This window comes from Nocardioides sp. (genome assembly GCF_036503465.1).
In the GTDB taxonomy this organism is placed as follows: Bacteria; Actinomycetota; Actinomycetes; order Propionibacteriales; family Nocardioidaceae; genus Nocardioides.
The window spans coordinates 85,401-107,475 of the sequence record NZ_DASXWU010000054.1 but is presented as its reverse complement, the minus strand read 5'-3'; the positions used below and the strand labels follow the sequence as shown (position 1 = coordinate 107,475).

Below are 22,075 nucleotides of genomic sequence, written 5' to 3'. Positions count from 1 at the left end.
CGGGTCCGAGAGTGGGTGCGGACGCCTGCGTGTCGCCGTCGGTCTGGGGTGGCGAGTGGTGACGTAGCGTGCAGTCCATGCTTCCTTGGTCTAGCGAGCTCTCGGGTCGGACGGTGGAGCTGACGATCGACAGCGACCTGCTGCGGGACAACCCGCTGGGAGACCCGTGGCAACGTCCGCTCTTGGTCCAACTCCCGCCGTCCTACGACCAGGACGAGGACGTCCGCTATCCCGTCGTCTACTGGCTGCAGGGCTTCATGGGTCACGGGGGCATGTGGCGCAACAGGTCGCCGTTCAGGCAGCCGTTCTTCGAGCTTGCCGATCAGGTACTCGCCGACCCGGCGGTGCCGCCGGTGTTGCTGGTCCATGTCGACGCCTGGACCGGATTCGGCGGCAGCCAATTCGTTGACTCCCCGGGGACTGGTCGCTACCACTCCTACCTATGCGACGAAGTCGTCCCCTTCGTGGATCAGCACTTCCGCACGCTCGCCGATCGTGACCATCGAGCGGTGGCCGGCAAGTCAAGCGGTGGTTTCGGCGCGATGATCACCCCGATGCTGAGGCCGGACCTGTTCGGGGCTTTCGCCTCCCACGCCGGTGACGCGTTGTACGAGACCAACTACCTCAGCGAGATCGGGAACGCGGTGCGCGCACTGCGCGAGTACGACGCCAACATCTGGGCGTTCTGGGAAGACTTCAAGTCCCGTGACCCCTTCAGCAAGCCATCGGACCAGCTCCTGCTCCTCTACCTCGGGATCTCGGCGTGCTTCTCGACAGACCCGGACGGAACCGTCCACCTCCCCTTCGACCCGACCACCGGGAGACTCAACGACGCCGTGTGGACGCGCTGGTTGGCGTGGGACCCCGTACGGATGCTTCAAGCACCAGACTTCGCCAAGGCGATGACCTCGATGCATGCCATCTGGGTCGGTGCCGGCAAGAACGACGACTTCCACCTCGACCTGGGAGCGCAAGCGTTCATCGATGGCCTGCAGAACCTGGGCATCGCCGACGACGTCATCACCTACGACCTGACCGAGGCGAACCACTGGACCATCGAGTCGCGCTACCCGGACTCACTGCGCTGGCTCGCCGACAGGCTGACCCACCAGCTGCCCAGCCGACTCCAAAGCCACAGATAGCACGGTCGAAGACCGCATCGCTCTACCAAACGGACCCGCGCCATTCCGCCGGGAGTCCGCGCGCACTCCCATCCGCGTCCCTTCGCCGCGACAGCGGCGGCGTCACTCCGCTACTCGCCGGGTGCCTCGGACGCGCGGAACGCCGAGTCACTCGCCCGGGCGGACGAGTCCGCACTCGTAGGCGGTGACGACCGCGTGAACGCGGTCGCGCAGCTGCAGCTTCTGGGTGAGGTGTGCGAGATGGGTCTTCACGGTCGCCTCGGAGAGGAACAGCGACTCAGCGATCTCCGCATTCGTGTGTCCGCGCGCTACGAGGGCGAGCACCTCCCGCTCACGCTCGGTGAGGGACTGAAGGCGTTCGGGCACACCCTGGGGAGCGGGTCCTCGACCGAACCGGTCCAGCAGCCGTCGGGTGAGGTCCGGATGCAAGACGGCCTCCCCGGCGGCGACGGTGCGGATCGCGTCGACGAGCTGCTCGCGACGTGAGTCCTTGAGCAGGAAGCCGCTCGCGCCGGCGCGGATGGCGTCGTACAGATGGCGGTCCTCGTCGTAGGTCGTGAGCATCAGCACACGGGTCGGCACCCGGGAGGCCGCGATCTCGCGAGTGGCGGCGAGCCCGTCGAGCTCGGGCATCCGGACGTCCATCAGCACCACGTCGGGTTTGGCATCGCGGACGAGGGACACGGCCTCCTTCCCATCACGTGCTTCACCGATGACCTCGATGCCGTCCTCGACGTCGAGGATCAGTCTGAGGCCGTCGCGGACGAGCGCCTGGTCGTCCGCGATCGCCACCGTCGTCATGCCGGTGCCAGCGGAAGGGTCGCGACCACGTGGAACCCGCCGTCGCCGGTGGGTCGGGCGTCGACACGGCCCCCGAACAGGGCCGCGCGCTCGCGCATGCCGATCAGACCGTGGCGTGCGCCAGTGGGCTCGTCCTCCGGGGTGCCGGCCCCGTTGAGCCCCTCGAGCTCGACGGTGGTGCTGGTACGTCGTACGACGATGCTCAGCGCTGCTCCGCGCGCGTGCTTCATCGCATTCGTGAGCGCCTCTTGTGCGATCCGGAACAGCACCATTCCCATGCCATCGGGGAGGTCGACGACAGATTCGTCGATGTGGCAGGAGACCGGCTGGCCCGCATGCTGCAGCGTCTCGGCGAGACGGGTGATGTCGGAGACCCCGGGTTGGGGCGCCAGCAGCAGCTCGTCCTCCTCCCGCAGGACACCGAGCATGCGTCGCATCTCGGCGAGAGCCTCCCGACCGCTGCTCTCGATCGCCTCCAGAGGAGCACGCACGCGCGAAGGATCGGACTCGAGAACGCCGCTCGCGGCCATGGCCTGCATGACGACCACGTTCACGTTGTGGGTCACGACGTCGTGGAGCTCGCGGGCGATCTTCGCGCGCTCGGACGCGACCGCCTCGGCACGAGCTCTCTCGGCCTCCTCCGCGGCCCCGCGTTGCTCCCTGCCCTGACGGGCGGTGCGCACAAGCACGCCGCCGACCAGGAAGAGGAGCAGCACGCAGGTCCACATCAGGTACGACCAGACCTCGGTGTCGTCGGAGAGGCTGAGAGCCGGGTCGCGCGTGTCATGAAGCGCACTGAGGCCCACGACGCCGAGGACGCCGATCGCGAGGCGCTGCCGCTCGGCGTACGCCCCGAGTGAGTAGAGGGCGGTGAGTGCTGGGAACAGCTCGAAGGCTCCCTCGACGCCTGCCGAGGTGACCAGCGCGTGCAACGCGTACGTCGCGTAGAACCCGATGGCTGCCACCTCCGGTCGCCGGCGACGCACGAGCAGCGCAAGATCACCGAGGAGGAACAACGGGAACGTCCACCATGTCTTGCCGACGATGTCCGTCGGCGTGCCGATGCCGAGGAACTCCTTGTTGAGGAGCAGCGCGACGAAGACCGACACGAGCCCTGCATCGAGGAGCAGCGCCCGGCCCGGAGGCAGGCCAAGCCGACTGGTCACCGTCCGATGCTAGATCCGGCGCACCTGCGGCGCCTCCGCTCCGGGGATGACCCGAGTCGTCTTGCGGGTTGAGGTCGACCGCCGACCGGCACGATGTGTCGACCCGTCCTGGACCTGCAATCTCGGGGCACCCGACAACGACCAGGAGGTCTCATGTCAACACCAGTCGCCGGTAACCGGCTCGTGCTCGCCGGTGCCCTGCTCTACCTGCTCGAGTGGGTGGCGATCATCGCTGCCGGCGTGAGCATTCCGGTCGGTGCGACCGCCAGTGCGCACGCCGTCACCTCGGCGTACGCCGGGCACGCGGACGCGATCGGATGGTCCGCCGGTTGGTTCTGCGTCGTGGAGGTCGGGCGGATCCTGGTCATGGTCGGCCTTCGTGCGGCACTGCCGGACGTCAGGCGGTTGCGTCCCCTGCTGGATGTCGCCGTGATCGCCATGGCGGTCAGCGTGGCGGTCGAGATCGTCGTGTACGCCGTGGCCGCGGGCGGAGCCTGGTCGCTGGCCAACGGCGGGTCCGCCGCCGACGTCCGCGTGCTCGACGCGGTGTCGTACCAGCTGAACGAGACGATCTACGGGCCGCTGGGCGTCGCCATGCTCTGTGCAGGCTGGGTGATGTGGAAGTCCGGCGCCTTCAACCGGGTTCTCCCCGTGCTGGCGCTGGCCGCGGGCACCCTCTTCACCCTGTTGGGCCTGGCATTCGTCGCGCCGAGGTTCTCCGGGGTGGCGCAGGGGCTCGGGGCCGGCGCCATCCTCTTGTGGATCTGGATGGTGTGGACCGGTGTGGTGCTGTGGCGGGCTCGGCCTCGCGCCGGCTCAGCAAGCTCCCAAAGCCCGACGTATGACACGGCAGCGGTCTGATCGGGCAGTCCGAGCACGCGGCGCCGTCCGGAGGGAGCGACCAGGCGGCGCCAGGCCTGTCCCACCCGCGGCCGTTGCAGGAGGGTGCGCCGCCGAACCCCGGAACGGCCCCTACGCCGATGCACAAGGCTGCGACATCCCGGCAGGCCCACCCCGGGCCTCCACGCGTCACTTCGCCGGCTGTCGGCGGCAGCCAAACGCTATGGGCATTGCGGCGGGAGGGCTCCTGCCAAGGGTCCAGGCGGCTTTCGCCTTCGGGATCCGCAGGTCTGTGGCGCCAGGAGGGATGCGAGGGGGAGGCTGCCGGTTCCGAGGATGTTGGACAGGCTTGTGACACGACCTACCAACTGATCGGGGGTTCGTTCTTGGCGGAGGGTGACCGCCGTGACGTGGTAGATCGTCGAACCGCCGCCGAGGACGAGCATGCCTGCGCCGACGATGCATACGTCGAGCGCACGCGGTCGCCACCAGACTTGCACTCCCCAAGGCAGCGGCGATCAGCAGGCATGCGTGTGTGCCGGCGATCTCGCGGGTCTAAGGCGTTGCTCGAGCCCCCACCAGCGCCCCGTTGCCAAGATGCTGAAGAGAACGCCGTAAACCTGAGCGGGAGCCTGGAGAGTCGTGACGACGTGAAGGCCGCCCGGCGGTGGGTCAGGCTGCGCGGGGGGCCGACGTCCGGCGCCGGCGACGTCGACCCCGCGCCCGGGCTGGGTCGACCGTCTCGGCCGGCGTCCGCCGTTGTGGCGACGAGCGGCGCTGGGCCGTGTTGCGTCTGCCGCGGCCGGCACCGGTACCACGGCTCTTGGCTGACCTGGACCTGGAGCTGGACTCGGGGCCGATTGCGGCCTGGTCGATGCCGACGGTGAGGTGGCGGTCGCCGGGGGCCAGCTCGGCCAGGACCGGGTGATGAGCGCCGTCGATGCGGGTGGTGGTGGGCTTGATGCCGGCAGCTCGGACCAGCGCGCGTACGTCGCGCACCTGGTCAGAGGTCATCAGGGTGACGACCGTGCCTGCGTTGCCCGCTCGCGCCGTCCTTCCTGAGCGGTGCAGGTAGGCCTTGTGCTCGGCCGGTGGATCGGCGTGCACGACCAGCGCGACGTCGTCGACGTGAATGCCGCGCGCGGCGATGTCGGTGGCCACGAGGGCCGCTGCCCGGCCTGAGTGGAAGGCCGCCAGGTTGCGGGTGCGAGCCCCTTGACCGAGGTTGCCGTGCAGCTCCACGGCGGCCACACCGCTGCGGTTGAGCTGACGCGCGAGCGCTTTGGCCCCGTGCTTGGTGCGCGTGAACACCACCGTGCGCCCCGGGGCGCTGGCCAGGTCGACCAGAACCGAGAGTCGGTGCTCGCGGTCGACGTGCAACACGTGGTGGGACATGGTGCTGACCGGCGCCTGCGCCGGGTCGGCCTCGTGGGTCACCGGCTCGTGAAGGAACTCCTTCACGAGCGCGTCGACCTGTCGGTCCAAGGTGGCCGAGAACAGCAGTCGCTGGCTCCGCCTCGGTGTGCGGCCCAGGAGCCGGCGTACCGCGGGCAGGAAACCGAGGTCGGCCATGTGGTCGGCCTCGTCGAGCACGGTGACGACAACGTCGTCCAAGGTGCAGTGCCCTTGACCGATCAGATCCTCCAGGCGACCCGGGCACGCGAGGACGATGTCCACACCGCGGCGCAGCGCGTTGACCTGAGGCTGCTGGCCGACGCCCCCGAACACCGTGCGCGTCGTCAGACCCGCCGTACGAGCAAGGGGAGCCAGCGCCTGGTCTATCTGGCCGACCAGCTCACGAGTGGGAGCCAGGACCAGGGCACGCGGTGCACCCCCTCGCGGGCGTGGTCCCTTGGCCAGGCGAGCGACCAGAGGCAACAGAAACGCGTAGGTCTTCCCGGAGCCGGTGCGACCGCGGCCGAGTACGTCGCGACCGGCCAGCGAGTCAGGCAGAGTCGCGGCTTGGATGGGAGTGGGGGTGTGGATGCCCAGCTGATGCAGAACAGCGGACAGGCGCGCAGGCACGCCGAGGGAATCAAAGGTTGTCAAGGAAAAGCCATCCGTGTGGGTTCTCTCACCGACAGCCGGATCCGAAGGTTTCGGTCGGCTTCGCACGGAGCAGCTCGACTGCTACGACGTGCGGACAGCACGCGGCGAGAGCTCGACGGGCTGATGCGAACAGCCTAGCCGAGGACCCCGTCCGAACCGGCATTGCCGCAACCTCGCGCCGCGGCCCGGGGGCGTCGCTCGGGTTCTGCCGCATGGGCGGGCATCTCAACCGTCGCCCACGAGGAGGCGCCTCTCATGGAGCAGACCGTCTTTTCGCCGGCTGTCGGCGCGGGCGAGAAGGGCGCCCTCGGCCGAGGAGCGGTGGGCCGGGCATCTTCGAGTAGGGCCTTTGGCCGCACGCCGCTGCCGCTACGAGTCAGGCGGGGTAGGGTCCCAAGGAGGTCGCCCCTTCCGCAGCGCCAGTTGGGCTCTCGCCGAGTAGGGGGCTGGGGAGGCGGTTGCCGTGGGCGATCCAGGATCAGGACCGGCAGACCGAACACCTGATGCAGGTCCATCCGCTGCGGGTCAGAACCTACGGATGCTGCTGCTGGAAGTGCATCGCAGTCGGGCGGCACAGGTCGAGGAGCAAGCGGGGCGGGGTGCCACGGCCCAAACGCTGCTCCCGATGCGGCGGGCTGCCCTGGAAGCCCTGGAGAACTACAGCGCGGCGCTGCGCCTTCGTGGGTGGCCAACTCCGCCGCAGATGCGACTGGACATCCAGCTGTTGCGCTCCTTGTGCAGCGCCACAAGCTCCCATCCCCGCGCATAGCGGAAAATACTCCGGCTCATGCCGCTGTCTTGCGCAGCAGCCATTCAGACCTGTGATCTCGTGGTCCACCACGGTGGGGCAGGAACGTCGCGGACGGCGCTCGGCTGCGGAACACCGGCTGTGGTGCTGCCGCTCGGCGGCGACCAGTTCCGAGACGCGCAGCTCCTTGCTACGGCCGGAGCGGCAGCTCTGCCCCCTCGCGCGACCCCAACGATCTCGCATCGGCGATCACGTCCGTCCTGAACGAACCCCGCTCGCCGCACGCTCCGCGGCCATCGCCCGCGAAGACCAGGGTTGCCGGACACCGCTGAGCTCGCCGCGGACCTCGTGTCCCTCGGCGACTCCACTGCCTTGGAGGCGACCTGATGAGAGGCGACGCCACGTGGACCGCCCGGGACCTGTCCGACCAGGACGGCCGCGTGGCGGTGGTGACCCAGGGCCGTCGAACCAGCACTGTCGTTCCGGAAGTCGTGGAGCCGGACGACGACCTCAGAGATGTCGCCGCCGCCCGGCGTCCGCGATGACCTGTCCCACAAGGCGTGGGGAGTCCAGATGGGGTGCTCCTCAGTTCGGGGAGTGTGCTGGGGCGGCCGTGTGGTGTGCGGCGCCGACGCGGTTCCGACGGGTCGCCCACAGCAGGTGGACGCCGGTGCACAGGCACCAGAGCATGAAGAGCAGGAACGCGGGGACGAAGTCGGCGCTGAGGAACACGCTGTTGACGGCGAGACAGATCGCGGTCACCGCAGCACCGATGCCGAGCCACCGTGGAAGTGACGAGGTGCGCAGGGCACTGACCGCCACGGCCGTGCAGAAGATCGCCAGCGACGCGAGACAGATCACGGTCGCGCCACCGCTCATCGCGTCGAGCACCTCATGCATCTGGCCCGTGTCGCCGACGCCGGCGCGGTGAGCGCCGAGCTCGGGAACTTCGCTGATCATCTTCACCACGATGCCCGCTGTTCCCGAGGTGACCGCAACGCGTGTCAGCCAAGCGTCGTTGCGGTCGCCTCGGTCGAGGACCGAGGAGACGTAGGCGACGAACGGCACGGCCAGGGCGATCGACCACATGCCGGCGGCTGCTCGTGCGGGGTCGTAGGCGTGGCTGCCGTCGCCGGCGGCGAGGAACAGGCCGATCGTGAAGACCACGCCACTGATGGCGCCGGCGCGGTCAAGAAGGGTGTTGGTCATCGGAACCTCCGTGCTGGTGGACATGACGCGCCGAACGTAAGCGGCACCCATGGGGCGGGTCTTCGGTCGCTGGGGCGAACCTGTCTCCCCACCGGGAAGGAAGGTTGGATCCCCCGGCGGACGGAGGCGCCGGGGCGCGATCCGGAGCTACATTCCCGTCCATGGCGTCGAGCACCCGGTGGAGACGGGTCACCAGCGCTGCCGTCGGCCGTTGGCCACCTGTGGTCGACCTCGTGGTGGCCGCGGTCTTGGCGGGCTCGTCGATGGTTGCCATCGTTCACGGCGACGAGTCCTGGGGATCTGTGACTCCGGTGGCGTTCGCACTGGCGCTGGCCTCAACGGTGCCGGTCGGATGGCGTTCACGCGTTCCGGTGGAGGCGGCCGCTGTGGTCGTGGTCGCGACCGCCGGTTGCGTGTACGCGGCTGCGCCCCACCAGTCGGCCTTTCAGCCCTTCGTCTCGCTCACACTCGCGGCGTACTCGTTGGGCAGCCGGGCCGAGGGGCGTGCAGCGCGGTTCGCGCCGCCGGTTCTCTTCCTCATGTTCGTCGGCCTGTCGGCCGCCACCTGGGCGTCCACCGGATCCCAGCTGGGCAATTTGGTGCCGTCGGTGCTGTGGCTGGCGGCGACCTGGGTGGTCGGCCGGAACGCCAGGTCGTCGAGGTTGAGGAACGACGAGCTGGCCAGGGCCCACGAGGAGCTGTCGCGGCAGCGGGAGCTGCAGCTCGAGGCGGCGATCGCGATCGAGCGTGCCCGGATCGCCCGGGAGCTGCACGACGTCGTTGCCCACAACGTCTCGATGATGGTCGTGCAAGCAGGTGCGGCAGACCGGGTGCTGACCAACGGACGGCCGGAGGTGCATGAGGCGCTCGAGGCGATCGCCTCGACCGGTCGGCAGACGGTGGAAGAGATGCGGACATTGCTGGGTGTGCTCCGACAGGAGGACAGCCCCATGGCGCTCGGACCCCAGCCGGGTCTGGCGGATCTCGACAAGCTGCTCGACGGCGTGCGGGCCTCAGGGCTGACGGTCGAGCTGCGCGTCGAAGGCGAGCCTCGCACGCTGTCCCCTGCGATGGAGCTGTCCGCGTACCGCATCGTCCAGGAAAGCCTGACCAACTCCCTCAAGCATGCAGGGCCCACCCAGGCACAGGTCACCATCCGCTTCGGCTCCGAGGCGCTCGACCTGGAGATCCGCGACAGAGGTGGAACCACGGTCGAGGACGGCGAGAGGCCCACGTACGTCTCGGGACTCGGGCTCGTCGGGATGCGTGAGCGAGCCGCGATGTTCGGAGGCAACATCGTGGCAGGCCCGGAGCCCAGCGGCTTCGCGGTGCGTGCCAGCCTTCCGCTCGCACCACCCTGGGCACCGAGATGATCCGCGTCCTGCTGGCCGACGATCAGGCGCTCGTCCGCGCCGGCTTCGGGCTGATCCTCGCGGGCGAGCCCGACGTGGAGGTCGTGGGGGAGGCCGCCGACGGCGAGGAAGCGGTGGCGCTGGCCCTGGGACTGCAGCCGGACGTGGTCTTGATGGACATCCGGATGCCCCTCCAGGACGGGATTGCGGCGACCCGTGCCGTGACCAGCCAACTCTCACAGACCCGCGTCATCATGCTGACCACATTCGATCTCGATGACTACGTGATCGATGCCTTCCGTGCGGGCGCCTCGGGCTTCCTGCTCAAGACCGCGCCGCCGCCCCAGCTCATTGCCGCCGTCCGGACCATCCACGACGGAGACGCCCTCCTGGCACCCACCAGCACCCGACGCCTGCTCGAACAGGTCGTGAGGCTGACTCCGGCACCACCGTCCCTGGCCCAGCTGACGGCTCGCGAGCACGCGGTCCTGCTCATGCTCGCCGGCGGGCTCACCAACGCCGAGATCGCCGAGCGGCTGGTCGTCGAACCCTCCACGGTGAAGTCCCACGTGGCCGGGGTGTTGTCCAAACTGCACCTACGAGACCGCGTCCAGGCCGTCGTGTTCGCCTACGAGCACGGCCTGGTACGACCCGGCGTCGACAACTCTCCGTCGTGAGAGTCAGCGCGTCGTCCACGGCTTTTCAAGGGAGATCCCTCAGTCGCAAGGCGTGGGTGTCGAGTGCGAGCACCTCATCGGCTCCGGTGGCGATGGATCACCAGTCGTCGATGGCGGCCCGGAAATTGCGTTCATCGGAGTCCAGGCGCCTTCCTCGTCCCAGCGATCGGCGAACACCTCCGCGGTCATGTCTGTCTTCAGCATGCCGGGGGACATCGGGAACACGCGTACGCCGACGTCGAAGCACTCGCCGGCGAGCGCTTCGGTGAATCGGATGACGGCCGCCTTGCTCGCCATGTAGGCGGACGTGATGGTGCAGGCCGACGAGGTAGGTCGCTGCTCCCGACGAGAGGTTGATGATCCGACCGCTTCGCCGCGCCATCATCGCGGGAAGGCCCCCCGAGTGCACGGCACCGGATGGTCTGTTTTGCTCTGACCGTTTCCTCAGCGTCGTGGGCCGTCCGACTCGTGGCCGGAGATCGTTCCCCGCAGCCAGCCTCGGAAGCGCTGGAGTCCGGGGTCGCGGGTGAGCGCCGGTGGCCACTGGAGGAGGTAGCCTCTGCCGGGCGTTGTGACCAGGGGGCCCACTTCGAGCAGCAGTCCACGCCGCAGATGGTCTCCCATGAGCGTGCGCCAGCTCAGCAGGACGCCGTTGCCGCTGATCGCGAGTGGGACGGCGCTGCCGTAGGTCGGGTAGATCACCGTGCCGGGAGGGCTGGCGTAGGTCAGGCCGTTCCCGGCGAACCATGATGCCCAGTCCTGCCAGCTCCGTCCGGTCTGGTCGACGTGCAGCAGGGGCGCGGTGAGCAACGCGTCGGCCGGCGAGTTCGGCGTGAGACCCAGCCGGCCGGCCAGGTCCGGAGAGGCGACCGGGACGACGGCCTCGGTGACCAGCTGTTCTGAACACATTCCCGGAGGGGCACCTTCTGCGAAGCGCACGCTCACGTCGTGGTCGAGGTCGGCGAGCTCACGCTCGTGGTCGAAGATGCTGAGCTGTACGTCCGTAGGTGCGACCTCACGCCGCATCTCGCTCAGGTGTGGCACGAACCAACTCTCGGCGACCGACGGTTGGACGGCGACTCGCAGATGGTCACGATGCCCCCGCAGTCGGGACAACCTACCCTCCAGGAGTTCGAACGCTTCACTCACGCTCTGGTGCAACAGGGCCCCCTCGCGGGTCAGCTCCGAGCGGTTGGTACCCCTGAGGAATAGCGCGGTCTTCAACGAGGCTTCCAGGGCCTTCATCTGCTTGGAAACCGCAGGTTGAGACATGCCGAGCTCGGCTGCTGCGGCCGCGAAGCTGCCGAGCCGACCCACCGCCTCGAAAGCAACCAGTCGCTGCAGTTGCCCGACTCTGCGGACCAGCGAGCGCACCCGGCCTCCGATCTGTCCGTCACCCCAACCTGTGGTTGGGCAACCCTAGCCAACCAGCGTCTGTCCGACCCGCATGCGCGGCCCCTAGCCTCCGCCTTGATGGAACTCCCCTGCACACGTCTCACTCCCGCCCTCGGGGCGACCGCACGACTGCCGAACGAAGCCGGCGGGATCTCCGACGAAGCGGCCGACCTGATCCATGCCGCCCTCATCGAGCACTCCGTGCTGGTCTTTCCGCGCGCCCGCCTCGATCCGGGCCGGATGGTGCAGCTCGGACAGGCGCTGGGCACCCTCGGTGCCCGGCACCATTCCTATGCCACACACCCCGACTACGACGACGTCGTCGTACTCACCTGGGGAGGTGACCAGAAGCCGGACGCCGCCGAGTGGCACGCCGACATGACCTACCGCAACCCGCCACCCTTCGCATCGATCCTCAAGGCGGTCGAGGTTCCCGCCGTCGGTGGCGACACACTGTGGGCCAGCATGTTCGCGGTACACGATGCCCTTGATCCGGGGCTGCGGCGCGACCTCGAACAACTCGAGGCCGTCCACGACATGGGAGCATTTCGAACCGGCGCCTACCGGCAGTCAGGTCACAAGGGGCTCGAGGAAGCACTCGCGCAGACCGGAGCAGCCGTGCACCCGGTCATCGCGCGCCATCCCGTGACCGGACGACCCTACGTCAACGTCAGCGAGTCGTTCACGCGGTTCGTCATCGGTCTGTCGGCACCGGCGAGCGCCAGGCTCCTGACCTACCTGTTCGATCTCATCAACCGGCCCGACTTCCATGTGCGAGTCAAATGGGAGGCAGACACGGTCGTCATCTGGGACAACCGCGGGACCCAGCACTACGCGGTCGCGGACTACCTCCCGCACCGACGCGTCATGCACCGCGTCGCGGTCACAACCGACAAGCGCACGCCAACTGCCTCGGCTGTGTGACCCGTCAGGGACGGATGTCCGCGCTGGGCGGAGGACCTCACAGCCCCGCCCCATCCGCGCGCCCTCCCCCCGAGGCGCCGGATGGGGCGGCCTTCACCACACCCGGCGTGTTCGCCCGGGAACCTGGCCTGGCGCAGGTCGAGCCCCGCCCCGAAAGCCGCCGCTGCCGACGCGGCTATCGGAACTGCACCGCTCCCGGGGTCCCCCGAACAAGCAGCTGCGCGACGTCTCGCAGTTTTCGATTGGAGTCCTGGCTCGCCTTGGCCAGGACCGCGAACGCCTGGTCCTCATTCAGATCCCGGCTGACCATGAGCACACCTATGGCGGCACCGATGACGCGGGAGGACCGCAGGGCCTGCTCCATCTCTCTGGCGTGCTCTCGGCTGAGCTCACCATCTGCTTGGAGCTCAGCGATCATCTCGCGGTCCACGAGTTCCGCCGCCTCGATCTTGTCCATGCGGATCTCGCCGATGTCGGCCCGGATGTCGGCTTGGTCGGCACGAGCCTCTGCTATCTCCGCACGGGCTTCTGCCAGGTCGGCACGGACTTCCGAGGCGTCAGCACGAGCGTCCGACCTGTCGGCGCGGGTGACCAATGCTGCGATGTCGGCTTGACCGCTCTTGACCTGGTCGGTCAAGGTCTCGATCAGCTGCCAAAGCTCGGCACCGTCGGGGCGTACCTCGTCCATGCGGCGATTATGGCGCGATTCCGGTGGCAGGCGGATGTCTGGGTACGGGCTCGGTAGCCGAGCTCGGCGGCGCGCGATGCTGGTTCGGCTAGGCCCGTTGGGTCGAGCCAAACGGCCCAGCGGGCCGCCCGAGTAGCGTCACTCCGCCAGGAGCCGGCGCGACCCCTCCGGCGGCGATCGACCCCCGAGAGGGGCCAGTTCCCACTCCGGCGGGCGCTGTCTGTCCCTCCCGCTCAGGCCGGCGAGCGGCCGAGGTAGGCCGCGAGCTGGTCGATCAGTGGAGCGGCCTCGACGTAGACGGCATTGCGGAACGGGATCATCGGGGGCCGCTCGGGAGGGATCCGGCCGCGGCAATCGGCCAGGCAGGCCCCAACCGCCTCGTCGTCGAAGCCGGTGGTTTGACCGGTGGCCGTCGCGAGGTCCCAGCCGTGGCCGAGGGTCTCGGCGAGGTGGATCCAGGCGGCGACCTCCGCGCGCCCCCGCCCACGAGGCAGTCCGATCTCGCGGTCCAGGGCGCCGGGCACGCGCCAGGCCGCGAGCATGTCCTGCAGGGTCTCCATGTACGTCGCCGCCGGGTCGGCCCCGATGGAGACCTCGGGTGCACCCGGCTCGAAGTCGGCGCCGCCGGCGATCCCTCGGTACTTCACGTTGCCGGCGACGACGTGGGTGACGAGGTCGCGGACGCTCCATCCCTCGCATGGGGTACCGGACTCCCAGGCGTCCTCGGGGATCCCGGCGATCAGCTCGGCGAGACGGAGTCCTGCGCGTTCGTCGTACGCGATCACGTCCACGGGTGAACGCTACGCCAACACATCGGCCGCGTTCGGCGTCACTGACTGGCTCTGGCGATCACGTGAAACTGCGCTGCAAGGCGGCGGTAGGGATCGCGGCCGCCAGCTCCTTCGTCGGCCTTCTCAGGCCGAGGACGTGCGTGGTGACGTCAGGCAAAGCCGCGGGTCTGTCCATCCGCCGCTACTGGGTGACTCTCAGCGTGAACGAGCGAGCCTGGTTCTCCTGCCCGTCGGCGAAGACCTTGACCTGATGCTCGCCGCCGTCGGCGAGTTCGGCCACGAACTCGGCCTTGCCGCCGCCATGCGCCTCGCTTTCGCCCAGTTCGGAGCCGTCCGGAGCGAGCACCTCGAGGTAGTACTCCGCCTCGGACTTGTTCTCGAGCTTGAACTCGATCTTCTCCCCGCGCACGGCGGTCAGCTCGGCGGGCTGCGTCACGGCGCCGTCCTTCGCGACTTCGAACTCCAGCTCGCGGTCATAGCTCTCCCCGGTCGTCGCCGTGGAGCCGCCAGTACCGCTCACCGAGAGCGCCGTGCGGATGCCGTCGCCGGTCATGCCGGGCTTGCAAGCCACCTGGTAGTCACCGGCAGCAAGGTCGACCTCGAGGGTCTGACTGGTGCCGGGGCCGATGTTCTCCCGCTCTCCCATGATCTTGGAGAAGTCGTTGCCGTCCTTGGCGTAGACGTAGACCTCGGTGACGTCGGAGCCGACGTTCTCGATATCGAACGCGTGCCTGCCGGCCTCCAGTGAGGTGTCGTCGACCCGACAGCTGTCATCACCGGCCTTGACCTGGTGGGTGGCGGCAGACGCGCTGCCGACGTTGCCACAGGCGGCAAGGCTGCCGGCCAACGCGACGGCCGCCAAGGCCGCAGAGGCGCGGACCGGGAGGGCACGCGGGAGGTGAATCGTCATCTGGACAGACCTTTCCAGTGGATCGTGCTTGTGCTCGGGAATCAGGCGCGGAGGGAGGATGCGGCCGGCCTCGAAGCGACCGTTCGGGCCGGCCACAGGAAGGCAGTCATCGCCGTGACCAGGTAGGCCGCCCAGGCGGTGAGCTCGATGTGGGTGGGCGCGGGGTTCCAGTTGAACGCGCCCTTGAGCAGGGTGCCGTACCAGGAGGAGAGCGGCACCTGCTCGCTCACGTCGAAGACGGTGCTGCCCAGCCCCGGCAGCCAGCCGGCCTCTTGCAGGTCATGCAGGCCGTAGGCGAGGACGCCGGCCGCGACCACCACCAGGCCGATGCCGGTGTACTTGAAGAACCTCGCCAGGTTGATCTGGACCGCGCTGCGGTAGAGCAGATAGCCCAGCACCGCGGCGGTGGACAGGCCCAGAACGGCCCCCAGGAACGGCTGGGTGCCGGTGGTTGCCTGGGTGGTCGACCAGATGAACAAGGACGTCTCGATGCCTTCGCGGGCCACGGAGACGAAGGCGATGGTCATCAACGCCAGCGGGCCCAGCTCGAGCGCGGCGGCCATCTTGCCCTCGAGCTCGCGCTTGAGGAACCGGGCGGTGCGCCGCATCCAGAAGATCATCCACGTGACCAGTCCGACCGCGATGATCGACATCAGTCCACCGAAGGCCTCCTGCGCCTCGAAGGACATCTCCGAGCTGGTGAAGGTCAGGATCGCGCCGAAGCCGACACTGAGGGCGATCGCCGCGACGATGCCCAGCCAGACATCGCGGATGCGGTCGGCGCGACCTGTCTTCACCAGATAGGCGATCAGGATCGAGACGACCAGAGCGGCCTCGAGCCCCTCGCGCAGTCCGATCAAGAAGTTCGCAAGCATCTTCACCCTCAGATCTCAGTTAGGTGAGGCTACCCTTACACATGAGTAGCCGCTTGACCAACTGAGGGCGACCCCTACCCGCTTCGTCGCTCGGGATCTCCACCCAGGCCGGTTGCAGGCACGGCGTCACCTGCGTGGTGGGCTCAGCGATGCGAACTGGGACGCCGACTCATCGCCGCAGGTCCGCGCTCACACGTTGAAGCGGAACTCGACCACATCACCGTCCTGCATGACATAGTCCTTGCCCTCCATTCGGACCCGGCCGGCCTCGCGGGCCTTGAGGAGTGAGCCGGCCGCCATCAGGTCGTCGTAGGAGACGATCTCGGCCTTGATGAAGCCGCGTTGGAAGTCGGTGTGGATGACACCCGCGGCCTCGGGGGCGGTGGCGCCTTTGCGGATGGTCCAGGCGCGGGTCTCCTTGGGACCGGCCGTCAGGTAGGTCTGGAGGCCGAGGGTGTCGAAGCCGACGCGGGCGAGCTGGTCGAGGCCGGACTCGCTGATGCCGAGCTCGGCGAGCATCTCGTGGGCCTCCTCGTCGGAGTCGAGCTCCACGAGCTCGGCCTCGAACTTCGCGTCCAGGAAGATCGCCTCGGACGGCGAGACCAGGTCCTGCATCCGCTTCTTCAGGTCGTCGTCGGCGAGCTCGTCGGCGTCGCAGTTGAAGACGTAGATGAACGGCTTGGCGGTCAGCAGCGAGAGCTCGCGCAGCAGGGGTACGTCGACCTGGGTGGCGATGAGCGGCGTACCACCCTCGAGCGCCTCCTGCGCGGCGCGGGCCGCGTCCACGACCGCGCCGAGCTCCTTCTTGCCTCGCGCCTCCTTCTCCAGCCGCGGGATCGCCTTCTCCAGTGTCTGCAGGTCGGCCAGGATCAGCTCGGTCTGGATCGTGGTCAGGTCGGACTCGGGGTTGACCTCGCCCTCGACATGGGTGACGTCGTCGTCTCGGAACACGCGGGTCACCTGGCAGATCGCGGCGGACTCGCGGATGTGGGAGAGGAACTTGTTGCCCAGGCCCTCACCCTCGGAGGCGCCACGGACGATGCCGGCGATGTCGACGAACTCGACCGTGGCCGGCACCAGCCGGGCCGACTCCATCAGCTCACCGAGCGGCTTCAGCCGCGCGTCCGGCACGCCGACGACGCCGACGTTGGGCTCGATCGTGGCGAACGGGTAGTTCGCCGCGAGGACGTCGTTCTTGGTCAGCGCGTTGAAGAGCGTGGACTTGCCGGCGTTGGGGAGTCCGACGATGCCGATGGTGAGAGCCACGGGCCGCGAGTCTACGGAGCAGCCGCGGGTCCCTCCGAATCCTCCGGTACGCCGGCCAGCAGCTGCACGCGGCGGGTCCACGCGTACCGGGTCACGGTGACCGAGAAGATCCACGTGACGGCGACGATCACCGCCTCGAACGCACCGCCCCCGCCCTTGCCGAAGATGCCGTGCTCGAGGTCGTAGAGCAGGTCCATGCAGCCGAGGTAGAGCCCCGCCGCGCCAGTGGCCAGCAGCCACATCAGGGCGGTCGGGTGCCGGCGTACGAGCATGACCAGCGCCAGCAGACACGCCAGCCCGAGCCAGAGGTCGGCCAGCGGGAAGGCGTTCTCGAAGTCGTCGTACGCCTGCGTGTGCTCGCTGGCTATCCAGTCGCGCTGGGTGAACCAGATGGACCAGTACGCCGCATCCAACGCGATCGCGATCACCAGCATCACGATCACGGTGCGCCGCATGCGCCGATCCAAGCAGGTCACACGCGTCGACGCCCGACCCCGGAGGATCCGGGTCGGGCGTCGCGCCGGGGGTCAGTGGTGGCCGGAGCCGTCGTCGCCGCCGTCGTCACCACCACTGTGGTGTCCGCCGTCGTCGTCACGCCCCGAGTGGCCGTCGTCGCGGCCGCCGTCCCCGCCGTGGTCGTCGCCCGGCTCGACCTCGGCGCGATCACCGTGGTCGTCGCCCGGCTCGACCTCGCCCCGACCACCGTGGTCCTCGCCGGGCTCCGGCTCAGCGCTGTGCCGCGCGTGGCTCGCGGCGTCGTCCGCGCCGTGGCGATGATGGCCGACCCGGTCGTCGTCCCGGACATGGCGGTGGTTCCCGCCGTGGTCGTCACCGGGCTCGGCCTCGTGGCTCCGGTGGTCCACGACGCGGACCTGCCCGGCGTCGTGTGCCGGGCCGTCGTCGGTCGCCGCGAAGGCCGCCCATGCTCCGAGCGCGGGGGTGGCGACGAGTGCTCCGGCGGCGACCAGGATGGTGATGCGCTTCATGGTGTGCTCCTCGGGGATGGTGCTCCGTCTGGGTCGTGCTCAACGGTCACCGAGTCCCGGTCGGAGTCGCCATCGGACGGTGGTCCTAGGACCATCGGCCGACCTCGCCCCTTGGTCGTCGGGCGGCGCCTCTAGGCTGGCGCGGGTGCGGATCGCGACCTGGAACGTCAACTCCCTCCGCTCCCGCATCGACCGTGTCGAGGCCTTCCTGCTCCGCCACGACATCGACGTGCTCGCGGTGCAGGAGATCAAGGCCCGCGAGGACCAGCTGCCGCTGATGGGCCTCCAGGCGGCGGGGTACGACGTCGCGGCGGCCGGCATCAACCAGTGGAACGGTGTCGGCATCATCAGCCGGGTCGGTCTCGACGACGTGACCGTCGGCTTCGACGGGATGCCGGGCTGGGGTGAGCCCCTCGCCTCGGAGTCGCGGGCGATCGGCGTGACCTGCGGCGGCGTACGCATCTGGTCGCTGTACGTGCCCAACGGCCGCAAGCCCGACGACCCCCACTACGTCTACAAGCTGGACTGGCTGGCGCGCCTGCGCGACGCCGCCAAGTCCTGGCTGGCCGACACCCAGACAGCCCTGGTCGGCGACTGGAACATCTGTCCCACCGACGACGACGTCTTCGACGTCACCCAGTTCAAGAACTCCACCCACGTCACGCCGGCCGAGCGCGCGGCGTTCCAGGCCTTTCTCGACGACGGGTACGCCGAGGTGACGCGGCGGTACGCGCCGGGCTACACCTACTGGGACTACTACCGGCAGCGCTTCGAGCGCGACCGGGGGCTGAAGATCGACTTCGTGCTGGCCACCCCGGCACTCGCCGCGCGGGTCACCGGCGCCTTCGTCGACCGCGAGGAACGCGCCGGGCAGGGCGCGTCCGACCACGCCCCGGTGGTCGTGGACCTGGCCGACTAGCCAGGACTGGCGCCCCAGGTCAGGAGCGGAAGGTCACCGCGGCAGCCAGCCACGGACCCGAGGCCCCGCCGGAGCCGGTGTAGCCGCCAGGGGCGGACGCCACCTGGTAGGCCTTGCTGAGGTAGCGACCGGAGGTCGAGTAGGACCCCATCACGCTCCACCCGCTCGACCACGTCGGGTTCGCCGAGCCGCTCGCCAGGGTGACGGCCGAGAACGCGATCTCGTGTCCCACCGTGGCCTGGACGCTTCCCGAGGAGAAGGTCGCGGCGCTGCCGGACGCGGTGGAGGCCTGGTCCGGTCGGGAGACGCCGGCGAACTCGTCGGCGGTGAGCCGGTAGGTGGCCGCCGAGGGGAAGGTCACGGTCAGCCGGTCGTTCGGTGCCAGCGCGTTCACCGCGACCCCGGACAGCACGACGAGCCGGTTGCCGTTCCCGTCGGTCACGTCGGCGGCGGCCGTGTAGGTGTTCCCGGCCGGATCCGTGCCCGAGACGGCCCCGGTCGCCGAGGTGCCGGACAGCTGCAGCGTCAGCACGACCAGGTCGCCCGCCTGCACACCGGCGGCCTTGTAGACGGTGACGTACGCCGAGGTGTGCGTCGAGGTCGAATAGTTGTTGGCGATGGTCCCGACGTACGTCGGATCCGTGCCGCTCTGCGCCGAGGCCGTCACCGACTTCGTCGCGGAGTCGGACAGCCCGGAGGTGTCGGTGACCGTCACCTTCACCGTGTAGGTCCCCGCCGTCGCGTACGTGTGCGACGCGGTCGCCGCCGACTGCGGACCCACCGTGGTCCCGTCCCCGAAGTCGAACACATAGCTGAGCGCCTGCCCCTGCGGATCCGTGGACCCGCTCGCATCAGCGGTCACCGGCAACGGCACCGTCCCGCTCGACGGCGACACCGACAACGCCGCCGTCGGCGCACTCGGACCCGCCTCACTCGCCGTCACCGACTTCGTCGCCGTGTCCGACAGCCCCGACGTGTCGGTGACCGTCACCTTGACCGAGTAGATTCCGGCCGCCGCATAGGTGTGCGACGCCGTCGCCCCCGACTGCGGACCCACCGTCGTCCCGTCCCCGAAGTCGAAGGTGTAGCTCAACGCCTGGCCCTGCGGATCCGTCGACCCGCTCGCATCCGCGGTCACCGGCAACGGCACCGTCCCGCTCGACGGCGACACCGACAACGCCGCCGTCGGTGCGCTCGGCGCCGACCCGCCGCCCTGGTACTCGAACGCTCCGAGGTCGTCGTACGGCCGTGGGCCCTCGGCCTGGGTGTTCGGCGTCGCGGGGTCGTCGACGCGTGGCAGCCCGGCCGCGTCGACCGCCTGCTCGCCCGAGACGCCGGAGTCGCCACGGTCGATCGCGAGTGACCCGGCCTGGAGGGTGAAGTCGCCGCCAGAGGCGTTGGTGAACCTCGGGTCGGCCTGCACGCCGTGCTTCTCCTGGCCGGTGGCCGCCTGCATGGCCGCCAGCGAGGAGTACGACGACTTGAACACGTACATCGTGCCGGGCTTGGAGAGGTAGACGAGGTTGTGGTCGACGGTCGTGGTCGCCGGAGCGGAGTCCCAGATGCCGATGTTGCCGGCGCGGCGGCTGCACGAGATCCCGTGGTACGCCGGGTAGACCGCGTTGTCGACGGCGATGTTGTTCTTCACCGTGTAGTTCCCCGACGTGCCCTCCACGTTGATCCCGGAGGTGCAGTTGTGGAACACCGTGTTGCCGATCAGCCGACCGCCCGTGACGTTGAGGTCGTCGATGCCGTGGTCGCCGTTGTTGTAGGTCACGTTCAGCGTGACCAGGCTGTTGTTGCCTCCCGGGTAGATGTTGATCCCGGAGTCCTCGTTGTCGTGCGTGACGTTGCCGATGATCGTGTTGCCGGGGCTGATCACGTCGATCCCGTTCGCGTTGCGCTGGTAGCCCTCGGCGTTGCCGCTGGAGACGTTGCCCGAGACCGTCATCCCGGTGGTGCCGCTGGTGAGCAGGATGCCGTGGTCGCTGTTGTCGTGGGTGAAGTTGCCGCTGACCAGCCCCGCCGACGTGCCGGAGAGCCGGATGCCCTGCGCGATCTCCCCCTTCACGGGCTGCCCGGCGGAGGTCACCTCGTTGCCGATGAGCGAGACGTGACTGCCGCCCGACACCGAGATCCCGGCCCCGGTGGTCCCGACGATGCGCAACCCGGAGACGGTGACGTAGCTGCGCGAGGACAGGAGGACGCCGTTCGTCTTTCCGGTACCCACGGTGGGCTGACGGCCGGGCCAGGCGGCGATCGTCACCGGCGCCGAGGAAGTGCCGGACGGCGGCGCAAGGGTCTCGAGGTACGTGCCGTTGCCGATGAAGACCGTCCCGCCGGGCTGGAGGTGCGAGACGGCGGCGGAGATGGTGCAGTACGGCGCTGTGCTGGTGCCTGCGCCGCCGTCGGAGCAGGTGGACATGGTCCTGTCGACGTACAGGCCGGCGTCGGCCGCGCGGGCAGGACCGAGCCCCGCCATCTGTACGGCGGCGACCCCGGCCACCAACGTGATGACGGCCCCTGCCCCCCGGAGCGTGGACACCCCCTCGGCCACGCTCCCAGGATGGACGCGACCCAGCTGATCCACCACCCCAGAACTCCGCGGCCCGTCCGGGCCAGGTGGCTACGACGTACCGCTCAGCACGACATGGAGAAGGTCGTGGTCGCCTTCCACGTGACCGTCTGCGAACCACTCGCGTCGTGGTAGGTGAAGTCGATGGCCTCCACCTTCGAGTCGCCCGGGGTCGGATCGACCTGGAGACGCAGGAACACGTTGTACGTCGGACCGGCCGCGAGCGTGAAGCCCTTCGCCGCGCTCCGCTGGCTCCACTGCAGGTTGCTGTCGCCGGTCACGATCTTCGGCGGCGGCCAGCCCTTGAAGGTGCCGGTCTCCGGGGTCGGACCCGTCGGTGCGATCCAGGCTCCGGCGTCGACCACGCCTTGCGTGTGCTCGGTCGCGACGGTGTCGAGCGTCACCGAGGACGACGCCTTGATCACCACCGGGTAGTAGAGGAACTCCGCCGGGTCGTCCCCGGGCTGCAGCGTCTGGCAGTCGTCGAGGTGCTTGCCGCCGGACCTCGGACTGAAGCTCAGCGGGCCGGTGGGTGATGTCGACGGCGTGGTCGAGCTCGAGGTCGGAGGCGACTCGGGGGGCGCGCTGGACTCCTGCACCCGGTGGTGTCCCGTCCGATGACCGGCCGTCGGCTCCGAGCCTCCCGAGCCGAAGCACCCGGACAGCAGGGCGCACGCCGCCACCGACCCGACGACGGCCACCCACCTGTGCCTGCTGCGACTCATGGGGCTCACGCTAGCCACTGTTGTCGGTGGTCCCTGG

At 69.2% G+C, this 22,075-nt stretch carries 22 protein-coding genes; 7 read left to right on the top strand and 15 right to left on the bottom strand.

Going from position 1 to position 22,075, the window contains the following annotated elements; genetic code table 11:
• The first annotated feature begins 77 nt into the window (after window positions 1–77).
• Entirely contained in the window at window positions 78–1,142 is a 1,065-nt protein-coding gene (locus tag VGK78_RS10275; RefSeq protein ID WP_331527527.1) for an alpha/beta hydrolase, read from the top strand.
• 147 nt (window positions 1,143–1,289) lie between these two features.
• On the opposite strand, the gene VGK78_RS10270 is transcribed toward VGK78_RS10275, so the two are convergent.
• Together VGK78_RS10270 and VGK78_RS10265 are read right to left on the bottom strand one after the other, a co-directional pair.
• Window positions 1,290–1,943, bottom strand: coding sequence for a response regulator transcription factor (locus VGK78_RS10270; protein ID WP_331527526.1), 654 nt, complete (start codon window positions 1,941–1,943; stop codon window positions 1,290–1,292).
• The gene (locus tag VGK78_RS10265) at window positions 1,940–3,109 is read right to left on the bottom strand and encodes a sensor histidine kinase (protein ID WP_331527525.1); all 1,170 of its coding nucleotides are present in this window, start codon (window positions 3,107–3,109) and stop codon (window positions 1,940–1,942) included. Before VGK78_RS10265 ends, VGK78_RS10270 begins: the two co-directional genes overlap by 4 nt.
• 153 nt (window positions 3,110–3,262) lie before the next feature.
• On the opposite strand from VGK78_RS10265, the gene VGK78_RS10260 reads away from it, so the two are divergent.
• A complete protein-coding gene (locus VGK78_RS10260; protein WP_331527524.1) occupies window positions 3,263–3,970 on the top strand; it encodes a hypothetical protein in 708 nt (235 codons plus the stop codon).
• Window positions 3,971–4,621: 651 nt separating this feature from the next.
• On the opposite strand, the gene VGK78_RS10255 is transcribed toward VGK78_RS10260, so the two are convergent.
• A complete protein-coding gene (locus VGK78_RS10255) occupies window positions 4,622–5,974 on the bottom strand; it encodes a DEAD/DEAH box helicase (protein WP_331527523.1) in 1,353 nt (450 codons plus the stop codon).
• An 811-nt stretch (window positions 5,975–6,785) separates the two neighbouring features.
• On the opposite strand from VGK78_RS10255, the gene VGK78_RS20350 reads away from it, so the two are divergent.
• Window positions 6,786–7,010, top strand: coding sequence for a nucleotide disphospho-sugar-binding domain-containing protein (locus tag VGK78_RS20350; protein ID WP_414690668.1), 225 nt, complete (start codon window positions 6,786–6,788; stop codon window positions 7,008–7,010).
• A gap of 321 nt (window positions 7,011–7,331) precedes the next feature.
• Here VGK78_RS20350 and VGK78_RS10250 read toward each other — a convergent pair whose 3' ends face one another.
• On the bottom strand, window positions 7,332–7,979 hold the full coding sequence (locus tag VGK78_RS10250) for a hypothetical protein (RefSeq protein ID WP_331527522.1): 648 nt from the start codon (window positions 7,977–7,979) through the stop codon (window positions 7,332–7,334).
• A gap of 137 nt (window positions 7,980–8,116) precedes the next feature.
• Between VGK78_RS10250 and VGK78_RS10245 the strand changes: the two genes are divergently transcribed.
• On the top strand, window positions 8,117–9,328 hold the full coding sequence (locus VGK78_RS10245) for a sensor histidine kinase (RefSeq protein WP_331527521.1): 1,212 nt from the start codon (window positions 8,117–8,119) through the stop codon (window positions 9,326–9,328).
• Window positions 9,325–9,984, top strand: a complete 660-nt coding sequence (locus tag VGK78_RS10240) for a response regulator transcription factor (protein ID WP_331527520.1) — start codon at window positions 9,325–9,327, stop codon at window positions 9,982–9,984. The genes VGK78_RS10245 and VGK78_RS10240 overlap by 4 nt, the downstream gene beginning before the upstream one ends.
• A gap of 39 nt (window positions 9,985–10,023) precedes the next feature.
• Here the strand turns inward: VGK78_RS10240 and VGK78_RS10235 are convergent, their stop codons facing one another.
• Window positions 10,024–10,296, bottom strand: a complete 273-nt coding sequence (locus VGK78_RS10235; RefSeq protein ID WP_331527621.1) for an SDR family oxidoreductase — start codon at window positions 10,294–10,296, stop codon at window positions 10,024–10,026.
• Between the two features lie 132 nt (window positions 10,297–10,428).
• Entirely contained in the window at window positions 10,429–11,301 is an 873-nt protein-coding gene (locus tag VGK78_RS10230) for a LysR substrate-binding domain-containing protein (RefSeq protein WP_414690667.1), read from the bottom strand.
• Between VGK78_RS10230 and VGK78_RS10225 the strand changes: the two genes are divergently transcribed.
• Window positions 11,248–12,303 (top strand): TauD/TfdA dioxygenase family protein, encoded by a 1,056-nt coding sequence (locus VGK78_RS10225; protein ID WP_331527518.1) that lies wholly within the window; start codon window positions 11,248–11,250, stop codon window positions 12,301–12,303. The genes VGK78_RS10230 and VGK78_RS10225 overlap by 54 nt on opposite strands.
• A gap of 175 nt (window positions 12,304–12,478) precedes the next feature.
• Here VGK78_RS10225 and VGK78_RS10220 read toward each other — a convergent pair whose 3' ends face one another.
• From VGK78_RS10220 to VGK78_RS10190, 7 genes are all read right to left on the bottom strand, one after another.
• Window positions 12,479–12,991, bottom strand: coding sequence for an ANTAR domain-containing protein (locus VGK78_RS10220; RefSeq protein ID WP_331527517.1), 513 nt, complete (start codon window positions 12,989–12,991; stop codon window positions 12,479–12,481).
• Between the two features lie 233 nt (window positions 12,992–13,224).
• Window positions 13,225–13,782, bottom strand: a complete 558-nt coding sequence (locus VGK78_RS10215; RefSeq protein ID WP_331527516.1) for a TIGR03086 family metal-binding protein — start codon at window positions 13,780–13,782, stop codon at window positions 13,225–13,227.
• A 181-nt stretch (window positions 13,783–13,963) separates the two neighbouring features.
• Window positions 13,964–14,788 carry a cupredoxin domain-containing protein gene (locus VGK78_RS10210; protein WP_331527515.1) on the bottom strand — a complete coding sequence of 275 codons (825 nt, stop codon included), beginning with the start codon at window positions 14,786–14,788 and terminating at the stop codon, window positions 13,964–13,966.
• Window positions 14,734–15,567: an iron uptake transporter permease EfeU gene (gene efeU / locus VGK78_RS10205; protein WP_331527620.1), complete on the bottom strand. Its 834-nt coding sequence runs from the start codon at window positions 15,565–15,567 to the stop codon at window positions 14,734–14,736. Before efeU ends, VGK78_RS10210 begins: the two co-directional genes overlap by 55 nt.
• Window positions 15,568–15,756: 189 nt before the next feature.
• Window positions 15,757–16,833 carry a redox-regulated ATPase YchF gene (gene ychF, locus VGK78_RS10200; RefSeq protein WP_331527514.1) on the bottom strand — a complete coding sequence of 359 codons (1,077 nt, stop codon included), beginning with the start codon at window positions 16,831–16,833 and terminating at the stop codon, window positions 15,757–15,759.
• Between the two features lie 11 nt (window positions 16,834–16,844).
• A complete protein-coding gene (locus tag VGK78_RS10195; protein WP_331527513.1) occupies window positions 16,845–17,288 on the bottom strand; it encodes a hypothetical protein in 444 nt (147 codons plus the stop codon).
• A 72-nt stretch (window positions 17,289–17,360) separates the two neighbouring features.
• The gene (locus VGK78_RS10190) at window positions 17,361–17,819 is read right to left on the bottom strand and encodes a hypothetical protein (protein ID WP_331527512.1); all 459 of its coding nucleotides are present in this window, start codon (window positions 17,817–17,819) and stop codon (window positions 17,361–17,363) included.
• A 145-nt stretch (window positions 17,820–17,964) separates the two neighbouring features.
• On the opposite strand from VGK78_RS10190, the gene VGK78_RS10185 reads away from it, so the two are divergent.
• Window positions 17,965–18,738: an exodeoxyribonuclease III gene (locus VGK78_RS10185; RefSeq protein ID WP_331527511.1), complete on the top strand. Its 774-nt coding sequence runs from the start codon at window positions 17,965–17,967 to the stop codon at window positions 18,736–18,738.
• Window positions 18,739–18,757: 19 nt separating this feature from the next.
• Here VGK78_RS10185 and VGK78_RS10180 read toward each other — a convergent pair whose 3' ends face one another.
• Window positions 18,758–21,295, bottom strand: a complete 2,538-nt coding sequence (locus VGK78_RS10180; RefSeq protein WP_331527510.1) for a PKD domain-containing protein — start codon at window positions 21,293–21,295, stop codon at window positions 18,758–18,760.
• Window positions 21,296–21,378: 83 nt separating this feature from the next.
• Window positions 21,379–22,038 carry a hypothetical protein gene (locus tag VGK78_RS10175; protein ID WP_331527509.1) on the bottom strand — a complete coding sequence of 220 codons (660 nt, stop codon included), beginning with the start codon at window positions 22,036–22,038 and terminating at the stop codon, window positions 21,379–21,381.
• Window positions 22,039–22,075 lie beyond the last annotated feature (37 nt).